Raw genomic sequence first — 24,106 nt, 5'->3', positions numbered from 1 at the left:
CCCGGCCGCCCCGCGGCCCGCCTCTGGAGCCGCCACGGCTAGACTTGAACGAACGGAGGAATCATGTCCCGCAAGCTGGTGGAGTGCGTGCCGAACATCTCGGAAGGCCGGGATGCCGCAAAGATCAAGCAGGTGACGGATGCCATCGCCGCGGTGCCGGGGGTCCGGATCCTCGATGTGGATCCGGGCGCGGACACCCACCGCACGGTCATCACCTTCGTGGGCCAGCCCGAGGCCGTGCTGGCCGGCGCCTTCGCCTGCATTGCAGAGGCCGCCAAGGTCATCGACATGCGCCAGCACCACGGCGCCCATCCCCGCATGGGCGCCACGGATGTGGTGCCCTTCGTGCCCGTCGAAGGGGTGACCATGGAGGACTGCGCCGAGCTGGCCCGCCGCCTGGGCGCCCGGGTGGCCAAGGACCTCGCCATTCCCGTCTACCTGTACGAGGCCGCCGCCTCCCGGCCCGAGCGCCGCAACCTCGCCGAGGTCCGCCGGGGCGAATACGAGGGCCTGGAGAAGAAGCTGCAGGATCCGGCGTGGGAGCCCGACTTCGCGGCGCCCTACCACGCCGGCGCTGGCGCCACCATCATCGGGGCCCGGGAATTCCTCGTGGCCTACAATGTCACGCTCAATTCCGGCGACAAGGCCCACGCCACGGACATCGCCTTCGAACTCCGTGAGAAGGGCCGCGTGGCCCGGCGTGGGCGCATCAAGCCCTACTACCAGGCCGGGGAGCTGATCTTCTACGCCGAGGGCAGCTTCCCCTGCGGCAACTGCGACTTCACGGGCGCCTCGTTCCAGGAGACCGTGGACCACTGCGCCTCGGCCCACGGCTACGACCTGCCCGCCCTCATGCGCCTGAACGATGTGGATCCGGCGAATCCCGTGGGCCAGAAGGTGCGCCGCCGGGGCACCTTCAGCCACTGCAAGGCCATCGGCTGGTATGTGGACTCCTACCGCCGCGCCCAGATCAGCGTGAACCTCACGGACTACAAGCAGACCGCGCCCCACACCGTGCTGGAGGAGGCGCGCCGCCTGGCCGCGGAACGGGGCCTCGTGGTCACGGGCAGCGAGATCGTGGGCCTGGTGCCCTTCCAATGCCTGCAGGCCTCGGGCCGCCACTACCTGAAGGCCATGGGCAAATCCACCGGCGTGCCCACCTCGGATCTCCTGCAGGCGGCCGTGTTCTCCATGGGCCTGGGCGATGTCGCCCCCTTCGAGGTCGAAAAGAAGGTGCTGGGCCTGCCCTCCTACGATCCGAAGGCCCTGGTGTCCATGCCCGTCCATGCCTTCACGGACGAGGTCAGCCGCGACACGCCGGCCCCCGGCGGCGGCTCCATCGCGGCCCTGGCGGGCAGCCTGGGCGCGGCGCTGGCCAGCATGGTGGCCAACCTGGCCCAGGGCGGCCCTGATGCCGACAAGGACGCCAAGCTCATCGCCCTGGCCGAGCGGGCGCAGGCCCTGAAGGACCGCCTGATGGTGGCTGTGGACGCCGACACCAACGCCTTCAACGCCTTCATGGACGCCCGCCGCCTGCCGGATGCCACGCCCGAGCAGAAGGCGGCCCGCCACGAGGCCATGCAGGCCGGCCTCAAGGTGGCCATCGAGGTCCCCCTGGACACGGCCCAGACCAGCTTGGCGGCCCTGGAGCTGGCCGGCGAGGCCGCCCGCCTGGGCAAAGTGGCCTCCATCACAGACGCGGCCGTGGGGGCCCAGATGGCCCATGCAGGCGTCCGCGGTGGCATCTGGAATGTGGTCATCAACCTCAAGGACATCACGGATCCGGGGTATGTGACCGACATGCAGGCCCAGTGCGCGGACCTGCTGGAGAAGTCCACGGCAAAACTGGGGGAGATCACGGCGTTCGTGGACCAGAAGCTCCTGGACCGCCTGAACAAGGCCAAGAAATAGCGGCTACTCGGCCATCCAGAAAAACAGCGCCGTCATGCGCTTGGTCGCGAGGTCGTGGCCGAAGTAGCCCGTGGCCGAGTGCACCAGGTCCGCCCGGTAGAGCAGCAGCCGGTTGAAGACATTGGGCACGGCGACATCGGGGTGCCAGGCCTGCAGCGGCAGGCCCGTGACCCCCAGCGCCTCTCGCAGGTTGGCGTGGGGCGGCGGGCAGAGGTTTCCGCTGAGGGTGCCGTTGGGGTAGCGCAGGCGATAGAAGGTGGTGCCCGCGGCCGAAGGCGCCCGGGGCGTGAGATAGATCACAGCCGCGTAGCGGCACAGCTTCCGCGAATCCGTATGCGGTCGCGGGCCGGATTCCTTCGCGCCCACCACTTGCACGACATTGTGGTTGAGGTAGGCACCGTCCGGGGCGACCTCGGACCAAAGGCGCCTCGATCCAGTCAACTCCCGCACCCTGGCCTCCAGCGGCGCCAGTTCCTCGGGGCGCAGGGCGTTCCGGGACCGCATGCCGGGCCAGGTCTCAGGCGCGTGGGGAAAGCCCAGCTCCCACTCCTCCAGAGCCCGGAAGCGCCCGGCCACGGCCTCCGCATCCGGCAGGATCCCATCCACGATCCAGTAGTCCCGACCCTCCTGGGGCTTCCGGTAGGGCAGCGAAGGCGGCCGCGGGGGAGCAGATCCGGGCAGGGGCATGGAACCTCTCCAAAAGGGGGTGGATCCAGCCTACACCGGGCATGACGAGGGGGCCTCGCGGCCCCCCGGTCGAGCCCTCGAAACCGCACCTACTCGTAGATGCCGGCGCCGATGACCATGCCGTTCACGAGCTCCACCCACGAGGCCTTCTTCATGACCTTGTTGCCCTGGGCAGGGTTCAATTCCTTGTATTCGATCCAGCCGCTGCCCTTCTCCTTGACCATCTTGGTCCAGTCCTGGATCCAGGGCTTGCCGTCGGGATCCTTGGCGGCCCAGCGGTTGATGCCCACCAGTTCGCGCCGCACGCCATGCGCAAGGACCTTGCCTTCCTGGTCGTAAACGAAGATGTAGAGGTCATGGTTCTGCCCCTTGACGAAGTGGAACTGGCCCTTGGGCCCGCTCACCTCCTCCAGGAACTTCTCCCTGGGGTTCTTCTTGGCGAAGTCCACGGCCTGCTTCACGAAGGCCTTGGCCTGGTCGCGAGTCTGGGCGGCGAGGGGGAACGCCATCGTGACCGCCATGGCCAGGATTGCCCATGTCTTGCGCATGTTTCCTCCATTTGAACCCCGACGGGGGTTCCTTCCCTAACGGTCTCCTTCGACCGGATCTTGAAAAAGCAACCCACCCGCAGGTCAAGATGGCCCCGATTCAACTCCCCCCCGCAAATGGCCGAAATAGAATATCTGACAAGAATCAATGGAATGCCAAGGAGTCGCAGGCGATGAACCGGAGTGGCCTTGCCCTGAAATTCTTCCTGCCCGTCGCCCTCTCCCTGGCGGCGCTCCTGGGGCTGGCGATCTGGGGGGTGAGCGCCTACCAGACGGGCCGGGCGGAAAAGGCCTTCGAGGAGCACCTGACCTCCCTGGCCGTGGCCTCCCGGTCCATGTTCCATGCCGATGCGGAGGATTATTGCCGGAGCCGGGGCATGACCTTCCACCGGATCCTGGAGGGCCGCCGCTCCGAGGATCCTGCCTCGGCGGCCTTCGAGCGCGAGTCCATGGATGCCTTCGCGGCCAGTCCCTCCCTTGAGCAGCGGGTCGGGCACCTTCAGGACGCGAACGGAGTCCCTCGCCTCTATGTCTTGAGCCCGGGCCGCTTGAAGGATTCGTGCATCCACTGCCACGGCGCCTTCGGCATCGACACCTTCAAGGATCGCAAGGCAGGCGAGCTGGTGGCCTCCTTTGGAGTCTCCATGTCCACGGCGGAGCTGTACCGGAGCGAGCGGAACACCCGCATCCTCTCGGCATCGGCGGGATTCGCCCTCCTCGTTCTCATCAGCCTCATCATCGTCCGGCAGGTGCGGGTCTCCATCCTCCGACCCCTTGATGACCTGTCCGGGGCCATCGGCCAGGTGGCCGCAGGCGACATGACCGTGAAGGCCGCCGTGGGAAGCCGGGACGAGATCGGCCAGCTGGCAGGGACTTTCAACGGGATGGTGACCGATCTGAACCAGGCCCTCGGAAACATGGGGGAGGCCTCTGAACGGGTGGCTTCAGGCAGCACGGAATTGGCGGCCAGCGCCGAGCAGATGAGCGCCACCGTCCAGGAGACCGCCCGGGTCGGCGAGGATCTGCGCCAGGCAGGCCGCGAGGTCCAGGAAGCGCTTCGCAGGCTGGACGCGAATGTGGAGGCCATGGCCGAGCACACCCGGCGCACCGGGGCGAAGGCCGAAGAAGCCGTGGACGACACGGACCGCGGGGCCAGGACCGGCCGCGGCACCGCCGAGGGCATGGAGGCCATCCAGCAGGCCACCTCGCGCATCGTCGAGGCGGTCCAGGCCATCCAGGGCATCGCCCGGCAGACCAACCTGCTCTCGCTCAACGCCGCCATCGAGGCCGCCAAGGCGGGCACCATGGGCAAGGGCTTCGCCGTGGTCGCCGAGGAGGTCCGCATCCTGGCGGAGCGCAGCGGGCAGTCGGCGAAGGAGATCGAGGAGATCATCCAGGCCATGCAGTCGGCGGTGTCCGATGGCGTGGGCAGCGTCGAGGTGACCCTCCAGCACCTGGAGGCCATCCGGGATCGCATCTCCCAGGTGTCCGGCAGCATCCACGAGATCGGGAACCTCAGCAGCGGCCAGGCGCGGACCAGCCAGGATGTGGGACGGATGATGAACCAGACCGCCGCCCGGCTGGATCAGAACGCCGCCGCCACCCAGCAGCTGGCCGCCACCGTGCAGCAGATCTCGAACACCGCCGATGACTTGTCCAAGGTGGCCGAGGGCCTGCGGGAAACCGTGCAGCGCTTCAAGCTGTGATGATGGAGCCCCCGGCCGGCCCGGAGGCTTCAGGAGACGGGATGGCGCGGAAGAACCAGGGGGTCGTCCACTGGGAGCTGATTGGCCCCAGAGGCGCCGGCCTCTCCCTCCTGGCCCACCTCTCGGCCCGGTATCCCATCGCCTCCCCGGCAGACTGGCTGGAGCGGATCCTGGGTGGCCAGGTGCGGCTCGACGACGACGAGCACCCTTCGCCGGAAGCCCTTCTGCGCCTGGGCCAGCGGGTCGCCTGGGCCCGCCCCCCCTGGATCGAACCCGAGGTGCCCCTGGCCACGGCCATCCTCTTTGAGGATGAGGATCTGCTCGCCGTGGCCAAACCCAGCGGCCTGCCCACCCTGCCCGGCGGAGGCCAGTTCCAGGAGCACACCCTCCTGACCCTGGTGCGGCGGCGAGCCCCCGAGGCCAGCCCCATGCATCGCCTGGGGCGGGGCACCTCGGGCCTCGTGCTGTTCGCACGGACGACGGCCGCGCGGAAGCCCCTCCAGGCCGCGTTCCAGGATCACCGCACCCGCAAGATCTACCGGGCCCTCTGCCAGGGCCACCCCGCCCTCGACGCCTTCGAGGTGGCCGCCCCCATCGGGGAAGTTCCCTACGGTCCCCTCGGTGCCCTGCACGCCGCCCATGCGGGAGGGCGGGCCTCCCTCAGCCGGGTGACGGTCCTGGAGCGACGGGCAGAGGCCACCCTCGTGGATGTGGAGATCACCACGGGCCGCCCCCACCAGATCCGCATCCACCTGGCCTGGGCGGGCCATCCGCTGATGGGGGACCCCCTCTATGGGCCGGGTGGCCTCCCGCTGCCAGAGACCCAGGCCCTGCCTGGCGACCCGGGCTACCTGCTGCATGCCCATCGGCTGGAGCTGGAGCACCCCCGCACCGGGGCGTGGCTCACCCTCGAATGCCAGCCGCCGCCAGCGCTCCGATCAACCTAGTTGTGCACGCCCGGGGCCTCGCGGCCCATGCGCTCGACATATTCCGCGTAGGAACCGCCGAACACCACGGGACCCTCGTGTTCCTCCCCACCCAGTTCCAGCACCCGGTTCGCCAGGCCGCGCAGGAAGGTGCGGTCGTGGGAGACAAAGAGCATGGTGCCCTCGAAGTCCTTCAGGGCTTCGATGAGCATCTCCTTGGTGGCCAGGTCCAGGTGGTTGGTGGGCTCGTCGAGCACCAGGAAATTCGGGGGATTGAAGAGCATCCGGGCCATGACCAGCCGGGATTTCTCGCCGCCTGAGAGGGCGCGCACCCGCTTGTCCACATCGTCGCCGGAGAACTGGAAGGCGCCCAGCAGGTTGCGCAGCACGCCCAACCCCTCCATGGGGAAATCCTTCTGCATCTGCTCGATGACCGTGAGCTCAGGGTCGAGGAGGTCCAGGGCCTGCTGGGAGAAATACCCGAGGCTCAGGCTCGCGCCCAGCTTCACATTGCCGGCGTCCGGCTGGATGGCGCCGGCCACCATCTTCAGCAGGGTGGACTTGCCGGCGCCGTTCTTGCCCATGACGCACCAGCGTTCGCCGCGGCGGATGTGGAAGGCGAACTGGTCGTAGATGCGGCGCTGGCCATAGGCCTTGCTCACGCCCTCCATCATGACCACATCGTCACCGGAGCGGCCGGGGCTGCGGAAGTCCCACTTCACCACGCGCCGCTGCTTCGGCGGCTCGATGCGCTCGATCTTGTCCAGCGCCTTCACCCGGCTCTGCACCTGGGCGGCCTTGGCGGCATGGGCCGAGAACCGCTCGATGAATCGCCGTTCCTTGGCCAGCTTGGCCTGCTGGCGGGCATAGGCGGCCTCCTGATTGGCGTCACGCTGTTCCCGCTCCTTCACATAGAAATCGTAGTTTCCGGAGTAGGTGACGATGTCGCCGCCGTCGATTTCCAGCACCTTGGTGACCACGCGGTTCATGAAGTCGCGATCGTGGCTCGTCATCAGCAGGGTGGCGGGCACGGCCTTGAGGAAGTTCTCCAGCCAGAGGATGGACTCGATGTCCAGATGGTTGGTGGGCTCGTCCATGAGCAGCACATCGAAGTTGCCCAGCAGCACCTTCGCCATGGAGACGCGCATCTTCCAGCCGCCGGACAGGGCGCCCACATCGCCATCGATCTGCGCGTCCTCGAAGCCGAGGCCGTGCAGGCAGGCCCGGGCCCGGGCCTCCAGTTCGTAGCCGCCCAGGTGCTGGTATTCCTCCTGGACATGGCCGAAGCGCTCGAGGATGGCCTCCAGCTCATCGCCGCGCTCCGGGTCGGACATGGCGTGCTCGAGGTCGATCAACTCGTGGTGCAGGTCGCCCAGGCGCCCGCTGCCCGCGATGGCCTCGTCCAGCACCGGGCGGCCCGCCATCTCGTCCACCTCCTGCCGGAAGTAGCCGAGGGTGAGCTTCTTCGGCAGGGTGACGGAGCCGTCATCCGGCGATTCCTCGCCCATGATCATGCGGAACAGGGTGGACTTCCCCGCCCCGTTGGGGCCCACCAGCCCCACCTTCTCGCCGGGATTGAGCTGGAAATCCGCCTCGATGAACAGGATCTGCTTGCCGTACTGCTTGCTTACATTGGAAAACGAAATCATCAAGCCTCGACTTTCACATCAGGTTCGCCGGCTTCCCCGCGGGGGCCGTGCATCAGTTCCACCACGGCCTGGTTCAGGCGCAGGCGGGCCTCATGGCGCGCCGAGGCCTGCGTCAGGTAGCGGGCGCGGATCTCGATGCCATTGGCTGTCGGCACCACATTGAGATCCGGGACCACCGAGAAGCCGCGCACCCGGTAACGGGCCGCGACCCGGTTCAAGTCCTTCTCGGCCAGCCGGGCGTTGCCCTCCGTCTGTTCCTCCACCAGCCTCTGCACCCGGTCGATGATGGGATAGGGATCCTGGCCGGTCGGAATCATCACGCGCAGTTCGTCCCACATCCACTGGCCCGAGGTGGTGAAGTTGAAGAAGTGCCCCTCGATGGCAAAGCTGTTCACGAAGGCCACGCGCCGCCCGGTGGGATGCCCGGCGTCGCTCCAGCTGCCAGTTTCGAGCAGCACGGTACGGAGGAGGCCGATCTCCACCACCTCGCCGCCCACGCCCCGGATTTCCACCCAGTCGCCCACGCGGATGCCATTGCGGCCCATCAGGATGAACCACCCGAAGAAGGCCACGATGAAGTCCTTGAGCGCCACCGTCAGGCCCGCGCCGGCCAGGCCGAGGACCGTCGTGGTCTGGGCCGGCATGCCGAAGATCACGAAGCCGATGGCCAGGACGCACAGCACCTGGACCACCAGCTTCACGACGGTCCGCAAGGTGCCGGCGCCCTTCTTGTCGCCGGCGGCGGCCCGGTGGAAGAGGTGGTCGATGAGCAGGCCCGCGAGGTAGGCGCCCAAGACCAGGCCCAGCACCCACAGGAGGCGGGCGAGGAGCCCATGCAGGGCCGCATTCCGGTTGCCGTCCACCAGCCCCATCCAGCTCCCATAGACTTCCGCCAGCTCCTGCTGATCCTGGATGCGGCGGCCCATGTCCGAAAGCCTGCGCTGGACATCGCCGTACTTCCGGAGGTAGGAGACGGCCTCCTGGGCCTGCTCCCGGCCGGGGCCGCCGCCCGCCGCGGCGGACCCCTGCACCAGGTTGTTCGCCCAGTACTTCGCGGCCTCCCGGTCGTCCTTCTCCTGTTTCGCCCGGGCCTCGATGGTCTCCCGGCGCTTGGTGAGCACCTGCACCTTGCCCAGGGCATCCAGCCGGGCCTGGTCCAGGCGCCGGTACTTCGTGCGCTGGGCCGTCCACTCACCCAGCCGGGCCAGCAGGCTCCCCTGCTGGAAGGCCGAGGCCGGCCGGGGGGCGGCCATGACCTGGGAGGATTCCTTGTCCGCCGCCTCGTGAGCCTCCTTCAGGCGCCGGATCCGGGCCTGGGGATCACCGCCGACCCTTGCCAGGTCCTCTGAGGCAGCCTCCAGTTCGTCCTTGTCCAGCTCCGCCTGGGCCTTGGCGACATCCAGCTGGTCCTCCAGGGCCCCCTTCTGGGACTCCCGGGCTGAGGCGAGCTCCTTCGTCAGGCGCGCGATCAGCTGCTGGTCGGCCTCCACGGTCGCCTGGGCCTTGGCCTTGAGCTCAGCCAGCTCCTTGACCTCCGGAGTCTTGGGCGCCTGGGCGCTCGACGCCCTCCGCAGGGCGTCGGTGAAAGCCAGGTCCACCTCATGGTTGGCCAGCCGTTCGGCCTGCCGGGCCAGCTGCTGTTCTTCGAGGGTGACCGCCAGGGGCACCAGGCTGCGGGCGGTCAGCAGCGGCGTCTGGTCCACCAGCCGCTCCCGGACCGGCGCGGCCCGGCGGAGCCCACCCTGCTTCTTGACGGGGGTTCCGCCATCCTGGGCTTGGGTCTGGGCCGCGGGAAGCGGATCCCGGGTCCACACCCACCCCGCCGTGGTCGCAGCGGTCAGAAGCAGCAGGGCAGCGGCGGGAATCCAGGCGCGGACATTCATTCTTCCAGACAATCACGAATGACGGCGGAACGCAAAAGCCCCGGAGACAGGCTCCGGGGCTTTTCACGGGCCTCCCTGAGAAGGCGGGGAGGTCAGCTCTTCTTGGGAGCTTCCTTCTTCTTGCCGCAGTCCGGGCAATCCTTGCAGGACGCGACCTTGTTCTTCTCGCAGCAGGCCATGCCACAAGCCGGCTTCTTCTTGGCTTCAGGCTTCTTCTCTTCGGCGGCGAAGGCCACCAGCGCGAAGGAGCTCACCAAGGCAAGCGCCAGGATCTTCTTCATGAAACCCTCCATCCAGGTGGGGCACGGGGCCCACTGGAAGCACCTTAGCCACATCCAGGGGCTTTCCCAACCCCTAAATCCAACCTGGGAATCCTTGGGAAATTAACGACCGAACAAATTCTTGATCACCATGGCGGCCATGGCGGGATTGGCCCCCAGGCGGCGCTTCATGTAGTGCACGGCGTACTTCCAGTCCTCGGCGAAGGGGACATAGAGCCGCATGACCTGACCACGCTTCACGATCTCCTGCTGGAGCTCCATGCGGGGCACGCCCAGCAGCATCTGGAATTCGTAGGCATCCTTCGCCACGCCGCGCTGGTCCAGATAGGCCATGCACCGGCGGACCGTGGGCTCATCGTGGGTGGCGATCTCGGGATAGTGCCCGTGCTCGAGCAGGAGCTGCACGCACTCGAAGAGCTTCTCCTTCATGTCCCGCTTGTCCTGGAGGGCGACCTCCGCCGGCTCCTTGTAGATGCCGATGCAGATGCGGACCTTGCACGGCTTGGTGTGGAGAGCCTTGATGTCTTCCGGGGTGCGGAAGAGGCGGCTCTGCAGCACGATCCCGAAGTTGTCGAACTCATTCCGGATGGCCTTGAACATCCGCAGGGTGACATCGGTGAAGTGGCGGTCCTCCATGTCCAGGGTGATGTGGATCTTGTGCTCCGCAGCCGCCGCCACGATGCGGCGGAGGTTCTCCTGGCAGTAGGCCTCGCTCTCGTTGATGCCCAGCTGCGTGGGCTTGAGGCTGATGGTGGCGAAGGGGCGGTCCTTCACGGCCTCGATCATCCGGAAGTAGACCTGGACCGTGGCTTCCACATCCTCGCGCTTGAACACCTCTTCGCCCAGGAGATCCAGGGTGGTGGAGAGGCCCAGCTTGCTGTGGATCTCATCGGCTTTCGCCACGCCACTCGAGATGCCCTTGCCCGCACAGTAGGGGGCGGCGAAGGTGCGGACCAGCATGTCCGGCATGAGGTCAAGGATCGTGCGTTTCAAATCCACGGTATTCCTCCCGTCGTTCCTGCGTTTCCCGCCCCTTCCATCAGGATCGGGCGGACCATCAAATATAGCTCCACGGCCCCTTCCATTGACGATGGAGAGGGTGGAATGTGACCGACAGGGGTCTGCAAAGGCGCACCGGTCTGTGGTCTGGGCGCTTCCCGGCCCCTTGCCCAGCAGCGGATCAGGCCCCGGATGGGCGGAAGGTCACAGCCGCGCTTTCAGGTAGCCCCGGATGGCCTCCTCGGTTTCCGGCACGGCCAGCCCCGCCCGGCGCGAGGCCACCAGGACTTCTTCCATGGGCAGGTGCTGATCGAGGATGAGCCAGGGGCAGATCGCTGCCGCGGCGCGATTGCCGTTGCTGCAGGTGATCACGATCCGTGCGTCCTTGGGGAACCCCTTGAGCAGGGTCCGGAGGAAATCGAGATCCCCGGCGGGGGGGACCCGGCTCGTCGCGTACCGCATGTAGTGCACCTTCATTTCCTGAAGGGTCGTCACCACGAAGGCCGACTGCGGGGTTATTTCCCCATCTTTTCTCAGATCAACGACATGGGTGATGTGCTGCTGCTTCAGGGCGGAGTAGATCGCCGGCGTGGCGCCGCCCTTCAGGATGTAGATCCCCGGCCGCATCTCCACGGCTTCGGGGATGGGACTGGTCGAGGCCGCAAGCACCAGACCCGACAGAATGGGGAGCAGGCCTCGCAGCACAAGCGCCTCCAAGTCTCCGCCTCCAAGGGTACTGGGCCCTGGGACCCGGGCCAGGATTGGTTGTATGAACAGCGTCACATTCTGCGGAAGGGTCCCGGCCGGGCGAGAGGCGATCTCTGGGACCGGACGCCAAAAAGCCCGGCATCGCCGGGCTTTTCCAGGAAGATACCCCGTCATTTCACGGAACGGACCTGAATGGTGGCCATCCCCTCCCTCCCGAGGATCAGGCTCGACTTCTGGGTGATCATGCTCCGCTCGGGAAGGTGCACCTCGATGGTGCCGATCAGCCGGTCGTTCACCAGGACCTGGCCTTCGGTCCCCTCCCCCACGCTGAACACGGCGCCCTGCTTCAAGGCGATGGGAGTGGTGGCCACCGTCGGGATGCCCATGGTCGCCAGCCGCTTGATGACGACGGTGGAGGCGTAGACTCCGTCGTGATAGAGCAGGTCCTGGGGCATCACCACGAGGTAGTCCACCTTCTGATTTCCGAGCACGGCGGCCACGCCAACGGGGTTGAGGTCGCTCCGCGCATCCACCACCGTGATGAAGCTGTCCACGCCCGCAGCCTTGGCGAGATCCCACACGGCATCCAGGTTCTTCTGGTAATTGCAGATCACCCCGATGTGCCGCTTTTCGGGCCAAGTGGTTCGGGTGGTACCCATCAGGGTCTGGAAATCCTCCGCGAACAGGCTTCCACCGAGGAGCCCGGCCGCGATCAGACCAGCGGTTTTCACGATGCGATTCATGTTGCCTCCTGCATGGATGGCCCGCCGGGTCCGGTCCGGGCGGGGATGGAAAGAGAAGAAGTCCTGTCATCACGACAGGGCGCATGTCCAGGTGGGCGTTCCCACCCGGCCCAATGTCAGCCCGACCTCCGAGGTCCCCAGATCCGGTTTGAAAATGGGAGACCCACCGGTACCAGCACTCGATTTTTAACCACCCACGGGTGGATTGATCAGAGGTCCTCGCCCCCCATCGACGGCTACGCCTCGTGGATCCTCGACCGGAATCGAAGCCTCCGCCAGCCGGCACGCTGCGTCCGGCCCCAAAAACAAAAACCCCGCAGGCTCAGCGACTGCGGGGGTCTTGAGTGGTGGTCCCTCCCGGACTCGAACCGGGGACCCTCTGATTAAGAGTCAGATGCTCTAACCAGCTGAGCTAAGGGACCACGAGAAGGAAATCTTACCAGGGCCGGGCCGGAACGCAAGAGCCCGTTGTGGCCCCCCTCTCAGATGTTCGGCATCTTCATGGCGCCGCGCACATCCGCCATGGTTTCCACCGCCACGGCGCGGGCCCGGGCGCTGCCGTCACGCAGCACTTCCTGCAGGTCGTCCGGCCGGGCCAGGTAGCCTTCGATCTTCTCGCGCACGGGCTCGACGCGGCGGATGATGGCCTCGGCCACGCGCTTCTTGCAGTCGAAGCAGCCGATGCCCGCCCGGCGGCACTCCGTGTTCACCAGCTGGACCGTCGCGTCATCGCTGAAGAGCTTGTGGAACTCGAAGACGGGACAGATGTCGGGGTTGCCGGGATCGGTCTTGCGCACGCGGGCGGGGTCGGAGGCCATCTGCCGGGTGCACTTCTCCAGGATGTCGGCGTTGCTGTCCCGCAGGTAGATGCAGTTCCCGTAGCTCTTCGACATCTTCCGGCCGTCCAGGCCCGGCACCTTGGGCGTCTTGGTGAGCACGGCCTCGGGCTCGGGGAACACCTCTCGCTGGTAGAGGAAGTTGAAGCGGCGGAGCACCTCCCGGGCGAGCTCGACATGGAAGAGCTGATCCTCGCCCACGGGCACCTTGTGGGCCTTGTAGATGATGATGTCCGCGGTCATCAGCAGGGGATAGCCGAGGAAACCGTAGCTGCCCAGATCGGCCACGGCGTTCTGCATCTTCTCCTTGTAGGTGGGCACCCGCTCCAACCAGGAGAGCGGCGTGACCATGGACAGCAGCAGGTGCAGCTCGGCGTGCTCCTTCACCAGGCTCTGCACGAAGATCGTGGCCTGATTCGGATCCAGACCCGCCGCCAGGTAGGTGGCGGTGAGCTCCAGCGTGGCGGGCCAGATCTCCCCGACGGATTCGTACTTCGAGGTGAGCGCGTGCCAGTCCGCGATCATGTAGAAGGCCTCGCCCTTCCCCTGGAGGTGGGTGAAGTTGTCGAGGGCGCCCACCAGGTGGCCGATGTGCTGAGAACCCGAAGGCTGGATGCCGGACAGGATGCGGTGCATGGGAATGGGACTCCGAGAGAAGAGGGATCAAGCCCCGAGAAAGAGGCGGGCGATGGCTTCGACGCCCATCAGGATCACGCCGAAGACGGGCCCGATGACATAGCCCAGCAGGCCCGTGAGGGCGAGGACGATCAGGGCCCCGCCCATCCAGGGCTGGACGCGGTCGTACTTCGGCAGCCAGCGCCAGGGCAGCATGCCGCGGAGGATGCCGGAGCCGTCGAGCGGTCCCAGGGGCAGCAGGTTGAAGAGCGCCAGGCCGAGATTGATGAGCACCAGCCGGCCCGTCAGGGCCAGGCCCAGGGTCAGCGCCGATCCCAGTTCCAGGGCCTGCAGGCTCTCGACCTTGCGGGCGAACAGGGCATACGCGAAGAGCTTCATCTCCAGGGCCTGGGGCGGGGCCGCCACCTTCACCAGGATGACCAGGATCCCCAGGAAGAGGGCCGCCAGCGCCACATTGGAGGCGGGCCCGGCCGCCGAGACGATCGCCACGCCGCCCCGCTGGGTGAAGCGGCGGGTGAGGTTCCGGGGATCCACCGGCACGGGCTTGGCCCAGCCGATGAAGGGGAAGCCCGTGGCCATCCCCAGCAGCGGAAACACGAAGGTGCCCAGCAGGTCCATGTGCGCCAGGGGATTCAGGGTCATCCGGCCCAGCCGCGCCGCCGTGTCGTCCTCCAGCCAGTAGGCCGCGGTGGCATGGCTGGCCTCGTGCACGCTCAGGCTGAAGAGCAGGGCCACATAGCTGACGAGGATGGTGGGGATGGAGATGCTGTCGAACACCCGGGCTCCGGCAATCTCCCAGTCTAGCGGGTGTGGGAGGGGCCGGCAGCCGCGTTATGCTTACGGGTTACGCCAGGAGTCAGGCATGTACCTCAAGCCCAACGCTCCCGCCGCCGCCAGCGCCGGGAAGTCCGTGATCGGCTTCAACCTCATCAACGGCCGCGAGGTTGAGGGCGATCTGGGCATGATCGAGTCCCGGTCCGCCGTGGATCGGCGCGACCTGGTGGGCATGTTCCCCGACAGCGGCGAGAAGGATGTGGCTCGGGCCGCCAAGGCCGCCGCGGATGCCTTCAAGTCCTGGTCCACCACGCCCGTCGCCGCGCGCGGGGCCGTGATCCAGCGCGCCGGGGAGATCCTCGCCGCCCACCGGGAGCGGCTGGCCCGCATCATCACCCGCGAAGTCGGCATGACCCCCGGGGAGGCCCTGGCCGAAGTGCAGGAGGCCATCGACGCCTGCGCGTTCTTCACCTCGGAAGCCATGCACCTCCAGAGCCGGAAGCTCGCCTCGGGCGCGGCGGCCCACCGCCGGCCCGTCGGAGTCTGCGGCATCCTCGCCACCGGCAGCTCCCCCCTGGCGGCGCCCTGGCGAAAGATCCTGCCGGCCATCCTCTGCGGCAACGCCGTGGCCTGGAAACCCAGCGACAACGCCCCGACCGCGGCCTACCTCCTGTTGCGGGCCCTGATGGAAGCGGGCCTCCCGCCCGGCGTGGTGAACACCGTCAATGGCCGCGGCCGGGCCGGCTGCGGGAAGCACTTCCTCGCGGGCATCGACAAGGGGCACTACCAGTCCTTCAGCTTCGTGGGCTCCGCCGCCCTGGGGCGGACCGTGGGCGAGATGTGCGGCCGCAACCTGATCCTTCCCAGCCTGGACCTCGTCGGCAAGGGCGCCATGGTCGTCATGCCGGACGCCGACACCGATCTCGCCATCCAGGACGCGCTCCGTGCCGCCTTCGGCCACGCCGGCCAGCGCCCCATCGGCCTGGTCAACATCCTCCTGCACGAAGCCTGTGCGGCCCGCTTCACCCAGCAGTTCATGGATAAGGTGGCCAGTCTCGAAGTGGGCAACCCCATGACGGATCCCGGCGTGGCCTACGGCCCCATGATCAATGCCCGATCGGCCGCCACCTTCCGTGAGCACTGGGACCTGGGCCGGGCCGAAGGCGCCACCCTGCTCTCCGGCGGTGACCAGTGGACCGAGGCCAACCGCACGCCCCAGGTGAAGGGCAACATCGGGCACGGCGCCTACATGCAGCCCTGCGTGTGGGAAGGAGTCACGCCCGGCATGGGTCTCTTCCGGAACCAGGTCCTGGGCCCCACCGTGAACCTCTCCAGGTTTGCGGACTTCGACGAGGCCCTGGCCGGGGTCAACGCCAGCCCGTGCGGCCCCGCCATCAGCCTCTACACCCAGGACCGCGCCTGGACCGAGCGGTTCAAGCGCGAGACTCGGGCGGACATCACCAACCTCAACACCACGGCCGATGATCCGGGGACCCGCCTGCCCTTCGCCGGCTACGGCACCCACCCCGGCAGCCAGGTGGCCCTCGACGGGTTCACGCGCTGGCAGGCCGTGAGCGATGGCGTGGTGGATGACCCCTCCCAGGGGACCCCGCTCGCCCCCGCCAGCCCCCTGCAAACCGACTGGGCGAGTCTCTAGCCTTAGAGCCCCAGTCCTTCCAGCGCAGCGCCGAGACTTCCGGGCTCCGCCCCCAGGCCCAGCCGCAGCAGGAACTCGCTGTTCCCTTCCCCGCCCTTGATGGGGCTGAGGGCGAGATCCAGGGGCCGCAGGTCCGTCCCCGCGAAGAACGCCCAGGTATCCACAAGCACCCGGCGGTGGACGGCGGGATCGCGCACGATGCCCCCGGCGCCCACATCCTCGCGCCCCGCCTCGAACTGGGGCTTCACCAGCAGCACGGCTTCCGCCCCCGGCAGGAGACTGGGCAGCACAGGCGGGATGGCCAGCCGCAGCGAGATGAAGCTCAGGTCCGCCACCAGCAGGCTGCACCGCTCGGAGATGGCGGCCGCCTCCCAGGTGCGGAGGTTCACCTGCTCCATGGAGATCACCCGCGGATCGCTCCGCAGCTTCCAGTGGAGCTGGTTGGTGCCCACATCCACGGCGTAGACCTTCGCCGCGCCCCGCTGCAGCAGGCAGTCGGTGAAGCCGCCGGTGCTGGAGCCCGCGTCAAAACAGACGAGGCCGGTGGGGTCGATCCCCCAGCGATCCAGGGCCCCGGCCAGCTTCAGCCCGCCCCGGCTCACGAACGGCAGGGGCTCGCCCCGAAGGCGGATGAGTGCGTCCTCGGCAACGGCGGTGCCCGCCTTGGTGACGGGCCGGTCCTCCACCAGCACTTCCCCCGCCAGGATCCGCGCCTGGGCCTTGGCGCGCGTCTCGCACAGGCCGCGCTGCACGAGAAGCTGGTCCAGGCGCACCTTAGCCACGGGCGATCCGCCTCTGCCGGGCGATTTCCTTGCGGTAGGCGCCGACATTCCGGTTGTGGTCCTTCAGGCTGGGCGCGAAGCTGTGGCCGCCCCGGCCGGTGGCTACAAAGTAGAGATCCCGGCCCATCTCCGGCGCCTTCGCCGCCTCCAGGGCCGAGGCGCTGGGCACGGCGATGGGCGTGGGGGGGAGTCCGGCCGTGGTGTAGGTGTTGAACGGATGGACGCGACGGATGTCCTCCGGCAGCGGGGCGGTGAAGCGCAGGTCGCCGGTGAGCCACCGGGCGTAGAGGCTGGTGGGATCGCACTGCAGCCGCATGCCGATGTCGAGGCGCTTCTTGTAGACGCCCGCCACCTTCGGCTGCTCCTCGGGGAGCCGGGTCTCCTTTTCCACCAGGCTCGCCAGGATCAGGGTCTCGTAGGGGGGCAGGACGCCGCCTTCGAGCCTGGGGCGGATCTGGTCGCGAAAGGCCTCCACCAGCATGAGCATCACCTCTTCGGGCTCCATGGCATGGTGCAGCTTGTAGGTGGCCGGGGCTACGAGGCCCTCCAGGCTCTCGGCCTGCTCGAATCCCGCTGTCTTCGCCAGGCGGGGGCTCTTCCAGAGGGTCCAGAAGACCTCTTCGGGCACGAAGCCCTTGAGGCGCTTCTGCACGGACCAGGCGTGGGCCCCCTCGGGAATGGACACCGCGGTGTAGTGGATCTCCGCCCGCCGGAGTTTGCCCGCCACATCCGAGAGGCTGGCCCTGGGATTGAAGGTGTACTCGCCGCGGATCAGCTGGAGCTTGCGGGCCCGGGCCCAGAGCTTGAACAGGGAGGCGGAACGGATGACGCCATCCCGCTCCAGCTGATCGGCCACCTGGTTGAGGTTCGCGCCCTTCCTCACCAGCACCGTGGCCTCCTGCCGGAGGGGGCCCTGCCCCTTCCAGGCCCACCAGCCGCCGACGGCGGGGGCCACGGCCAGCAGGACCGTGGCCACGAGGAAGCGGAGGGACATCGAGGAGCGTGCCATGCCTCCAGAATGCCGTGGTAGCGTGGATCCATCCACCCGAGGCTCCATGAATGCACCTGGCTACCGGCGCCATGTCGGTCTGTTCTCGGCCACCATGCTGATCGCTGGCTCCATGATCGGCAGTGGCGTCTTCTCGGCATCGCCTGCGGCGATACGCGAGGCAGGGGCAGCCCACCACCGCCAGCCCCTGCCGCTGGAGCCGGCATGAGCCAAGGTTATCGCCGCCATGTCGGTCTGTTCTCGGCCACCATGCTGATCGCTGGCTCCATGATCGGCAGTGGCGTCTTCATCGTCGCCGCCGACATGGTGCGCACGGGCCGCTCGGGTGGCTTCCTCCTGGCGGCCTGGGGCCTCACGGCGGCACTCACGCTCTTCGCCGCCCTCAGCTATGGCGAATTGGCAGGGATGTTCCCCAGGGCCGGAGGCCAGTACACCTACCTTCGCGAGACCTACGGCCCGGCCGCGGGGTTCCTGTACGGCTGGACCTTCTTCGTGGTCATCGAGTGCGGCACCATCGCCGCAGTGGCCGTGGGCTTCGGGAAATACCTGGGCAGCTTCTTCCCCTCCATCACCGATGCGGCCTGGCTCGGCCCCCACCTGGATGTGCCCCTCATCAGGGTCACCGAGGCGATCTCCGTGGGGCCCTACCACCTGGGGCTCACGCCTTCGCGGCTGTCGGGCATCGTCGTGGTGCTGCTGCTCAGCGCCGTGAACCTCTACGGGGTGAAGCTGGGGACCCGCATCCAGGATCTGTTCACCGTGACCAAGATCGGCGGCCTCGCGGCCCTCATCCTGCTGGGCCTGCTGCTCCGCCCCCCCGCGGCCCCCTCTCCGGCCCCGTTCGTTCCGCTGGATGGTGCCGCGGCCCTGCCCTTCCTCACGGCCCTGCTGGTGGTCCAGACCGGCAGCATGTTCTCGGCCGATGCCTGGAACGCCATCACTTTCATCGCCGGGGAGGTGAAGGATCCGGAGCACACCATCCCCCGTTCCCTGTTCATCGGCACCACCCTCGTCTGCGGCCTCTATGTCCTGGCCAACGCAGCCTACCTGAAGGTGCTCGGCCCCGCGGGCATCGCCACCGCCCCCCAGGACCGCGTGGGCAGCGCGGCCCTCCAGGCTCTGCTGGGTTCCGGCGGCGGGCTCATCATGGCGGGCAGCATCCTCATCTCCATGTTCGGCTGCCTGAACGGGCTGGTGCTGTCCGGAGCCCGGGTTTATCAGCGCATGGCCGAAGACGGCCTCTTCTACCCCCAGGCCGCCACGCTCAATGCCCACGGCGTGCCGGGATTCGGCCTCTGGATCCAGGCCCTCTGGACCTGCCTCCTCACCCTCACGGGCACCTATGGCCAGTTGCTGGACTTCGTGATGCTGCCCACGATCCTCTTCTATGTCCTCACCGTGGGCGGAGTCTTCCTGCTGCGCTGGCGGCGGCCGGACTTTCCGCGCCCCGTGCGGGTCTGGGGCTATCCCTTCGTCCCCGGCCTCTACCTCGCCGGCGCCCTGGCCATCATCGGCGCCCTCTTCATCCACCGGCCCAGCTATTCCTGGCCGGGCCTCCTCCTGGTGGCCTTGGGCTGGCCCGTCTATCTTGTGGTGAAGCCCCGCATCACCACCTGAGCTGCAAGGAGTCCGCCGTGACCCACATCGTCATCCTCGGAGCAGGCCGCGTCGGCGGCGCCATGGCCAGGGACCTGGCCCCCGACTTCAAGGTCACCGTGGCGGACCGCTCCGAAGCCGCCCTGGCCCGCATGGGCGATGCGGGGATCGCCACACGACCCGCGGACCTCGCCGCCGCCGCCGCCGTGAAGGCCGCCGTGACCGATGCGGACATCGTCGTGGGCGCCGTACCCGGATTCATGGGGTTCGCCACGGCCCGGGCCGTCCTGGAGGCCGGCAAACCGCTCGTGGACATCTCCTTCTTCGATGAGGATTGCTTCGAGCTGGACGCGCTGGCCCAGCGTCAGAACTTGACCGCCATCGTGGACTGCGGCGTGGCGCCGGGCTGCGGCAACCTCATCCTGGGCGACCTCTCCCGCCAGTGGGACCGCATCCACGCCTTCGAGTGCCTGGTGGGCGGGCTCCCCGTGGTCCGCACCTGGCCCTATGAATACAAGGCGGGCTTCAGCCCCATTGATGTCATCGAGGAGTACACCCGTCCGGCCCGCTATGTGAAGGACGGCCACACGGTGACGCTGCCCGCGCTGTCCGAGCCGGAGCTGCTGGATTTCGATGGCCTCGGCACCCTGGAATCCTTCAATACGGACGGCCTCCGCAGCATCATCAGGACCTTTCCCCAGGTGCCCGATATGAAGGAGAAGACCCTCCGCTACCCCGGCCACATCGAGAAGATGCGGATCCTGCGCGAGACCGGCTTCTTCGGCAAGAGCCCCATCCCCCTGGGCAGCGGCGAGGTCGTCCCCCTCGATCTCGCCACCGCCCTGCTCTTCCCGCTCTGGCAGATGGGGGAGGGCGACGAGGACTTCACGGTCATGCGCGTCACCGTGGAAGGCGAAAAGGCCGGTCAGCGGCTGCGCAAGGAGTGGAACCTCCTGGATCGCTACGATCGGGCCACGAAGACCACCTCCATGGCCCGGACCACCGGCTACACCTGCACCGCCGCCGTGCGCCTGCTCGCCCAGGGGGGGTACCGCCGAAAGGGCATCAGCCCGCCGGAATTCGTGGGCCAGGAACCCGGTGCCTGGGACTTCATCCGCGAAGAACTGGCCAAGCGCGGCGTGGTGTTCGTCGAGGCCTGATCAGCCTTCCAGCTCTCGGTGGCGGATGACCAGGGTCGCCACCTCCCGCTTGAGGCGCTGCCCGAGCATCTCCACCAGCGCCACGGAGCGATGCTGCCCTCCGGTGCAGCCGATGGCGAGGGTGTGGTAGGCCCGCCCCTCCTGCTGGACCAGGGGCAGGGACCACCGCAGCCAGGATTCAGCCCGATCGAGGAATTCCCTGAACTCAGGGGACTCCAGCAGGTATTCCTGCACGGCCCAGTCCCGGCCCGTCAGCGGCTTCAGGGCCTCGACATAGTAGGGATTGGGCAGGAACCGGGCGTCCAGGATCACATCTGCATCGGCCGGAACCCCCCGTTTGAACCCGAAGCTGAGCAGCCGCACGGCGGTGTTCCGCGTGGGTAGGGCCGGTATCAGGGACGCGACTCGCTGGCGCAGCTCCGACAGGTTCAGGTGACTGGTGTCGAGGATGGTGGTGGCCATGGCCCGGATGGGGGCAAGCAGTTCCCGCTCCCGGCGGATGCCCTCGCCGGCGGACCCGAGGAGGGCCAGGTGGTGGGGCCGGCGGGTCTCGGAGTACCGGCGCAGCAATGCCTCGTCATCCGCCTCCAGGAAGACCACCTGCACAGGGATGTTTTCGGCCTGGAGACGCTCCAGCAGCGGTCCGAACTCCGCCGCGAAATCGGGGTGGCGGCTGTCCATTCCCACCACCAGCCGATCGCGGCCGGGTTGCAGCTTGGATTCCAGCTCGAGCAGCGGCTCCAGCAGGCGGGGTGGCACATTGTCCAGGGCCGTGCAGCCGGTGTCTTCCAGCGCGCCGAGCACCGCATGGCGTCCTGCCCCCGAAAGCCCCGTGACCACGATGAGTTCCATACGAGCACCCTAGCAGGGCCCAAGGCCCCGCCTCTAGCAAAACGCGGGGGCAAAGACCCCCGCGTTTTGCGAACAGGAAGAGCTGAAAAGCTCAGTCCTCCAGGCCCCCAGCCGTGAACCGGAGGACGCGCTGGATGCCTTCCGAGGCGTTGCCCTGCTCGTCGGGCCCGAGCTCGATGGTCTCGGAGGGGCCGCGGAAGAAGTCCTCATCCGGCACATAGGCGGGCTGAGGTTCCACGCGGAAGAGGTACGAGATGATCTCGTCCTCGTAGCCGAAGCGCATCTGCTCGAAGTATTCGTAGCTTTCCCGCTTGTATTCCACCAGGGGATCCTTCTGGCCGTAGCCGCGGAAACCGATGGCCTCCTTCAGGTGGTCCATGACCAGCAGGTGGCGCTTCCAGGCCGCGTCGATGATCTGGAGGATGGACCAGCGCTCGTAGCTGCGCATGCCGTCGCCGCCCAGCCGCTCATCCTTGCCCTCGTAGATGCGCTGCACCAGGCTGGTCAGGGCCACGGTGGCCTGGGCCTGGGGCAGCTGACCCACCGCATCCACCTCTTCCCCTGAAATGGCGAAGAGCTGCTCCACACGCTCGCGGAATCCGGCGAGGTCGCGCTCGCCCTTGTCGGGCAGGAAGTCGTTGGAGATGCCTTCGGCGATCTCGCCAGCGACCTGCAGGACATAGTCCTTGGTATTGCCCTTGAGGATCTCCGTGCGCAGCCCGTAGAAGAAGATGCGCTGCTTGTTCATCACATCGTCGTACTCGAGCAGGTGCTTGCGGATCTCGAAGTGGTGGGTCTCCACCCGCTTCTGGCTGCGCTCGATGGCGCGGGTGACCATGCCGGCCTCGATGGGCTCGTCATCGTTCATGCCCATGGCGCCCATGAGATTCTTGATGCGGTCGCCGCCGAAGATCCGCATCAGGTCGTCCTCGAGGGACAGGTAGAAGCGGCTGCTGCCAGGGTCGCCCTGGCGGCCGGCGCGGCCGCGGAGCTGGTTGTCGATACGGCGGCTCTCATGGCGTTCTGTGCCCAGGATATGCAGGCCCCCCAGGCCGACCACTTCCTCATGCTCCGCCGCGGTCTGCTCGCGCATCTGCTCCACGAGGGCCGAGAACTCAGCCGTTTCGAAGCCCTCTTCGTCGTAGAGCGCGATGTCCTTCTTCTTCGCTTCGAGCCGGGCCAGGCCCTCGGGATTGCCACCCAGGATGATGTCCGTGCCGCGACCAGCCATGTTGGTGGCGATGGTGACAGCCCCCTTCCGGCCGGCCTGGGCCACGATCTCGGCTTCCCGCTCGTGGTGCTTCGCATTCAGCACCACATGGGGGATGCGGGCCGCCTTGAGGGCGTCCGCCAGGTCCTCGCTGCTCTCGATGCTGGCGGTGCCCACCAGGACGGGCTGCCCCTTGGTGTGCAGTTCCTTGATCTCCTCGACGATGGCCTTCTTCTTCCCGGCGCGGGTCGAATAGACCGTATCCGCGAAGTCCTTGCGGATCATGGGCATGTTCGTGGGGATGATGATCACATCGAGCTTGTAGATGGAGTGCAGTTCCGTGGCCTCGGTCTCGGCCGTGCCGGTCATGCCCGCCAGCTTGCTGTACATGCGGAAGAAGTTCTGGAAGGTCACGGTGGCGAGGGTCTGGTTCTCGGCGTTGACCTCCACGCCCTCCTTGGCCTCGATGGCCTGGTGCAGGCCGTTGGACCAGCGGCGGCCCGGCATGAGGCGACCCGTGAACTCGTCCACGATGACCACTTCCATGCCCTTGCCGTCTTCCTTCGGGCGGACCATGTAGTCCACATCCAGGCGATAGAGGTTGTGCGCCAGCAGGGCCTGGTTGAGGCCGTGGAGGGTCTCGATGCTGGTCGGATCGTAGAGGTTCGCCACCCCCAGCAGCTGCTCAGCGTAGTGGATGCCCTCGTCGGTGAGCATCACCTGACGGTCCTTCTCGTCCACCTTGTAATGGACTTCCGCCTTGAGCTTCGGCACCACCGCATCGATGCGGAAGTACTTGGAGGTGTCCTCTTCGCTGCTGCCCGCGATGATGAGCGGGGTGCGGGCCTCATCGATGAGGATGCTGTCCACTTCGTCGACGATGGCGTAGCTAAAGCCGCGCTGGGTGAATTCCTCCAGGTCCCACTTCATGTTGTCGCGGAGGTAGTCGAAACCCAGTTCGTTGTTGGTCGCGTAGGTGATGTCGCAGGCGTAGGCGTCGCGACGCTGCTGGTCCTCCAGGCCGTGCTGGATGATGCCGATGCTGAGGCCGAGCCAGGTGTAGAGGCGCCCCATCCACTCGGCGTCGCGGCGGGCCAGGTAGTCGTTCACGGTGACGAGGTGGGCGCCCTTGCCGGCCAGAGCATTCAGGTAGAGCGGCAGCGTGGCGGTGAGGGTCTTGCCTTCACCCGTCCGCATCTCGGCCACTTTGCCCTCGTGCAGGGCCATGCCGCCCACCAGCTGCACATCGAAGTGACGCATCTTCAGGACGCGCTTGCTGGCTTCGCGGCAGACGGCGAAGGCCTCGGGCAGGATGTCCTCCAAGGTGGCGCCGTTGGCCAGCTTCTCCTTGAGGTAGGGCGTCTTGGCCTTCAGCGCATCATCGCTGAGGGCCGAAATCTCCGGTTCCAGGACATTGATGGCCTGGACTCGGGCCCACAGCCGCTTCAGCTCCCGGTCGTTCTTGGAGCCGATGAGTTTCTTGAGGAAGTTGTCGAGCATGGATCCGTCCAGTCGCGTAAACCATCGATTGTAGCGCGGCGGATCCCCATTTC

The 24,106-nt window shown here is 67.4% G+C and carries 21 protein-coding genes and 1 tRNA gene; 7 read left to right on the top strand and 15 right to left on the bottom strand.

The annotated features are described in order from the left end of the window. Positions 1–63 precede the first annotated feature (63 nt). The gene (gene ftcD / locus QZ647_RS05575; RefSeq protein ID WP_291271212.1) at positions 64–1,911 is read left to right on the top strand and encodes a glutamate formimidoyltransferase; all 1,848 of its coding nucleotides are present in this window, start codon (positions 64–66) and stop codon (positions 1,909–1,911) included. A gap of 3 nt (positions 1,912–1,914) precedes the next feature. Here the strand turns inward: ftcD and QZ647_RS05570 are convergent, their stop codons facing one another. Both QZ647_RS05570 and QZ647_RS05565 read right to left on the bottom strand, forming a co-directional pair. Continuing rightward, entirely contained in the window at positions 1,915–2,598 is a 684-nt protein-coding gene (locus tag QZ647_RS05570) for a hypothetical protein (protein ID WP_291271211.1), read from the bottom strand. Positions 2,599–2,687: 89 nt separating this feature from the next. Continuing rightward, complete coding sequence (locus QZ647_RS05565; RefSeq protein ID WP_291271210.1) at positions 2,688–3,146, bottom strand: cache domain-containing protein; 459 nt, start codon at positions 3,144–3,146, stop codon at positions 2,688–2,690. A 173-nt stretch (positions 3,147–3,319) separates the two neighbouring features. Between QZ647_RS05565 and QZ647_RS05560 the strand changes: the two genes are divergently transcribed. Then, entirely contained in the window at positions 3,320–4,852 is a 1,533-nt protein-coding gene (locus QZ647_RS05560) for a methyl-accepting chemotaxis protein (protein ID WP_291271209.1), read from the top strand. Positions 4,853–4,893: 41 nt separating this feature from the next. Continuing rightward, positions 4,894–5,799, top strand: a complete 906-nt coding sequence (locus QZ647_RS05555) for an RluA family pseudouridine synthase (protein ID WP_291271208.1) — start codon at positions 4,894–4,896, stop codon at positions 5,797–5,799. Here the strand turns inward: QZ647_RS05555 and QZ647_RS05550 are convergent. The 9 genes from QZ647_RS05550 to QZ647_RS05510 form a co-directional block, all read right to left on the bottom strand. Next, entirely contained in the window at positions 5,796–7,427 is a 1,632-nt protein-coding gene (locus QZ647_RS05550) for an ABC-F family ATP-binding cassette domain-containing protein (protein ID WP_291271207.1), read from the bottom strand. The genes QZ647_RS05555 and QZ647_RS05550 overlap by 4 nt on opposite strands. After that, complete coding sequence (locus tag QZ647_RS05545) at positions 7,427–9,310, bottom strand: mechanosensitive ion channel domain-containing protein (RefSeq protein ID WP_291271206.1); 1,884 nt, start codon at positions 9,308–9,310, stop codon at positions 7,427–7,429. Before QZ647_RS05545 ends, QZ647_RS05550 begins: the two co-directional genes overlap by 1 nt. A 92-nt stretch (positions 9,311–9,402) precedes the next feature. Beyond that, on the bottom strand, positions 9,403–9,591 hold the full coding sequence (locus QZ647_RS05540; RefSeq protein ID WP_286353337.1) for a hypothetical protein: 189 nt from the start codon (positions 9,589–9,591) through the stop codon (positions 9,403–9,405). A 102-nt stretch (positions 9,592–9,693) separates the two neighbouring features. After that, on the bottom strand, positions 9,694–10,590 hold the full coding sequence (locus tag QZ647_RS05535) for a proline dehydrogenase family protein (RefSeq protein WP_291271205.1): 897 nt from the start codon (positions 10,588–10,590) through the stop codon (positions 9,694–9,696). A gap of 204 nt (positions 10,591–10,794) precedes the next feature. After that, entirely contained in the window at positions 10,795–11,295 is a 501-nt protein-coding gene (locus QZ647_RS05530) for a hypothetical protein (RefSeq protein WP_291271204.1), read from the bottom strand. Positions 11,296–11,468: 173 nt separating this feature from the next. Continuing rightward, positions 11,469–12,041, bottom strand: a complete 573-nt coding sequence (locus QZ647_RS05525) for a hypothetical protein (protein WP_291271203.1) — start codon at positions 12,039–12,041, stop codon at positions 11,469–11,471. Between the two features lie 345 nt (positions 12,042–12,386). After that, positions 12,387–12,463: transfer RNA gene (locus tag QZ647_RS05520), tRNA-Lys, on the bottom strand. A 60-nt stretch (positions 12,464–12,523) separates the two neighbouring features. After that, a complete protein-coding gene (gene trpS / locus QZ647_RS05515; RefSeq protein WP_291271202.1) occupies positions 12,524–13,513 on the bottom strand; it encodes a tryptophan--tRNA ligase in 990 nt (329 codons plus the stop codon). 27 nt (positions 13,514–13,540) lie between these two features. After that, positions 13,541–14,290 (bottom strand): site-2 protease family protein, encoded by a 750-nt coding sequence (locus tag QZ647_RS05510; protein WP_291271201.1) that lies wholly within the window; start codon positions 14,288–14,290, stop codon positions 13,541–13,543. 85 nt (positions 14,291–14,375) lie between these two features. On the opposite strand from QZ647_RS05510, the gene QZ647_RS05505 reads away from it, so the two are divergent. Further along, positions 14,376–15,944, top strand: a complete 1,569-nt coding sequence (locus tag QZ647_RS05505) for an aldehyde dehydrogenase family protein (protein ID WP_291271200.1) — start codon at positions 14,376–14,378, stop codon at positions 15,942–15,944. 2 nt (positions 15,945–15,946) lie between these two features. On the opposite strand, the gene QZ647_RS05500 is transcribed toward QZ647_RS05505, so the two are convergent. Further along, a complete protein-coding gene (locus QZ647_RS05500) occupies positions 15,947–16,726 on the bottom strand; it encodes a TlyA family RNA methyltransferase (protein WP_291271199.1) in 780 nt (259 codons plus the stop codon). Next, positions 16,719–17,735, bottom strand: a complete 1,017-nt coding sequence (mltG, locus tag QZ647_RS05495; RefSeq protein WP_291271198.1) for an endolytic transglycosylase MltG — start codon at positions 17,733–17,735, stop codon at positions 16,719–16,721. Before mltG ends, QZ647_RS05500 begins: the two co-directional genes overlap by 8 nt. A gap of 46 nt (positions 17,736–17,781) precedes the next feature. On the opposite strand from mltG, the gene QZ647_RS05490 reads away from it, so the two are divergent. Genes QZ647_RS05490 through QZ647_RS05480 form a run of 3 tightly spaced genes read left to right on the top strand, consistent with a single transcriptional unit; the run spans position 17,782 to position 20,491 of the window. Continuing rightward, entirely contained in the window at positions 17,782–17,943 is a 162-nt protein-coding gene (locus QZ647_RS05490) for a hypothetical protein (protein ID WP_291271197.1), read from the top strand. Beyond that, positions 17,940–19,352, top strand: coding sequence for an amino acid permease (locus QZ647_RS05485; protein ID WP_291271196.1), 1,413 nt, complete (start codon positions 17,940–17,942; stop codon positions 19,350–19,352). The genes QZ647_RS05490 and QZ647_RS05485 overlap by 4 nt, the downstream gene beginning before the upstream one ends. Positions 19,353–19,369: 17 nt before the next feature. Next, positions 19,370–20,491: a saccharopine dehydrogenase C-terminal domain-containing protein gene (locus QZ647_RS05480; RefSeq protein WP_291271195.1), complete on the top strand. Its 1,122-nt coding sequence runs from the start codon at positions 19,370–19,372 to the stop codon at positions 20,489–20,491. Here the strand turns inward: QZ647_RS05480 and rapZ are convergent, their stop codons facing one another. Beyond that, positions 20,492–21,343 carry an RNase adapter RapZ gene (gene rapZ / locus QZ647_RS05475; protein ID WP_291271194.1) on the bottom strand — a complete coding sequence of 284 codons (852 nt, stop codon included), beginning with the start codon at positions 21,341–21,343 and terminating at the stop codon, positions 20,492–20,494. Between the two features lie 91 nt (positions 21,344–21,434). After that, positions 21,435–24,053, bottom strand: coding sequence for a preprotein translocase subunit SecA (gene secA, locus QZ647_RS05470; RefSeq protein WP_291271193.1), 2,619 nt, complete (start codon positions 24,051–24,053; stop codon positions 21,435–21,437). Positions 24,054–24,106: the final 53 nt, after the last annotated feature.

Source organism: Geothrix sp., assembly GCF_020622065.1.
Classification (GTDB): domain Bacteria; phylum Acidobacteriota; class Holophagae; order Holophagales; family Holophagaceae; genus Geothrix.
The sequence above is the reverse complement of the archived record's forward strand: the minus strand, read 5'-3'. Positions and strand labels throughout refer to the sequence as shown.

Bases quoted from the DNA above. Each gene is read 5' to 3' on its own strand.
- trpS (WP_291271202.1), bottom strand. From the start codon at position 13,513: ATGCACCGCATCCTGTCCGGCATCCAGCCTTCGGGTTCTCAGCACATC.
- QZ647_RS05555 (WP_291271208.1), top strand. From the start codon at position 4,894: ATGGCGCGGAAGAACCAGGGGGTCGTCCACTGGGAGCTGATTGGCCCC.
- QZ647_RS05545 (WP_291271206.1), bottom strand. From the start codon at position 9,310: ATGAATGTCCGCGCCTGGATTCCCGCCGCTGCCCTGCTGCTTCTGACC.
- secA (WP_291271193.1), bottom strand. From the start codon at position 24,053: ATGCTCGACAACTTCCTCAAGAAACTCATCGGCTCCAAGAACGACCGG.
- QZ647_RS05560 (WP_291271209.1), top strand. From the start codon at position 3,320: ATGAACCGGAGTGGCCTTGCCCTGAAATTCTTCCTGCCCGTCGCCCTC.
- QZ647_RS05565 (WP_291271210.1), bottom strand. From the start codon at position 3,146: ATGCGCAAGACATGGGCAATCCTGGCCATGGCGGTCACGATGGCGTTC.
- QZ647_RS05540 (WP_286353337.1), bottom strand. From the start codon at position 9,591: ATGAAGAAGATCCTGGCGCTTGCCTTGGTGAGCTCCTTCGCGCTGGTG.
- rapZ (WP_291271194.1), bottom strand. From the start codon at position 21,343: ATGGAACTCATCGTGGTCACGGGGCTTTCGGGGGCAGGACGCCATGCG.
- QZ647_RS05525 (WP_291271203.1), bottom strand. From the start codon at position 12,041: ATGAATCGCATCGTGAAAACCGCTGGTCTGATCGCGGCCGGGCTCCTC.
- QZ647_RS05550 (WP_291271207.1), bottom strand. From the start codon at position 7,427: ATGATTTCGTTTTCCAATGTAAGCAAGCAGTACGGCAAGCAGATCCTG.
- mltG (WP_291271198.1), bottom strand. From the start codon at position 17,735: ATGGCACGCTCCTCGATGTCCCTCCGCTTCCTCGTGGCCACGGTCCTG.
- QZ647_RS05570 (WP_291271211.1), bottom strand. From the start codon at position 2,598: ATGCCCCTGCCCGGATCTGCTCCCCCGCGGCCGCCTTCGCTGCCCTAC.
- QZ647_RS05505 (WP_291271200.1), top strand. From the start codon at position 14,376: ATGTACCTCAAGCCCAACGCTCCCGCCGCCGCCAGCGCCGGGAAGTCC.
- QZ647_RS05490 (WP_291271197.1), top strand. From the start codon at position 17,782: ATGAATGCACCTGGCTACCGGCGCCATGTCGGTCTGTTCTCGGCCACC.
- QZ647_RS05485 (WP_291271196.1), top strand. From the start codon at position 17,940: ATGAGCCAAGGTTATCGCCGCCATGTCGGTCTGTTCTCGGCCACCATG.
- ftcD (WP_291271212.1), top strand. From the start codon at position 64: ATGTCCCGCAAGCTGGTGGAGTGCGTGCCGAACATCTCGGAAGGCCGG.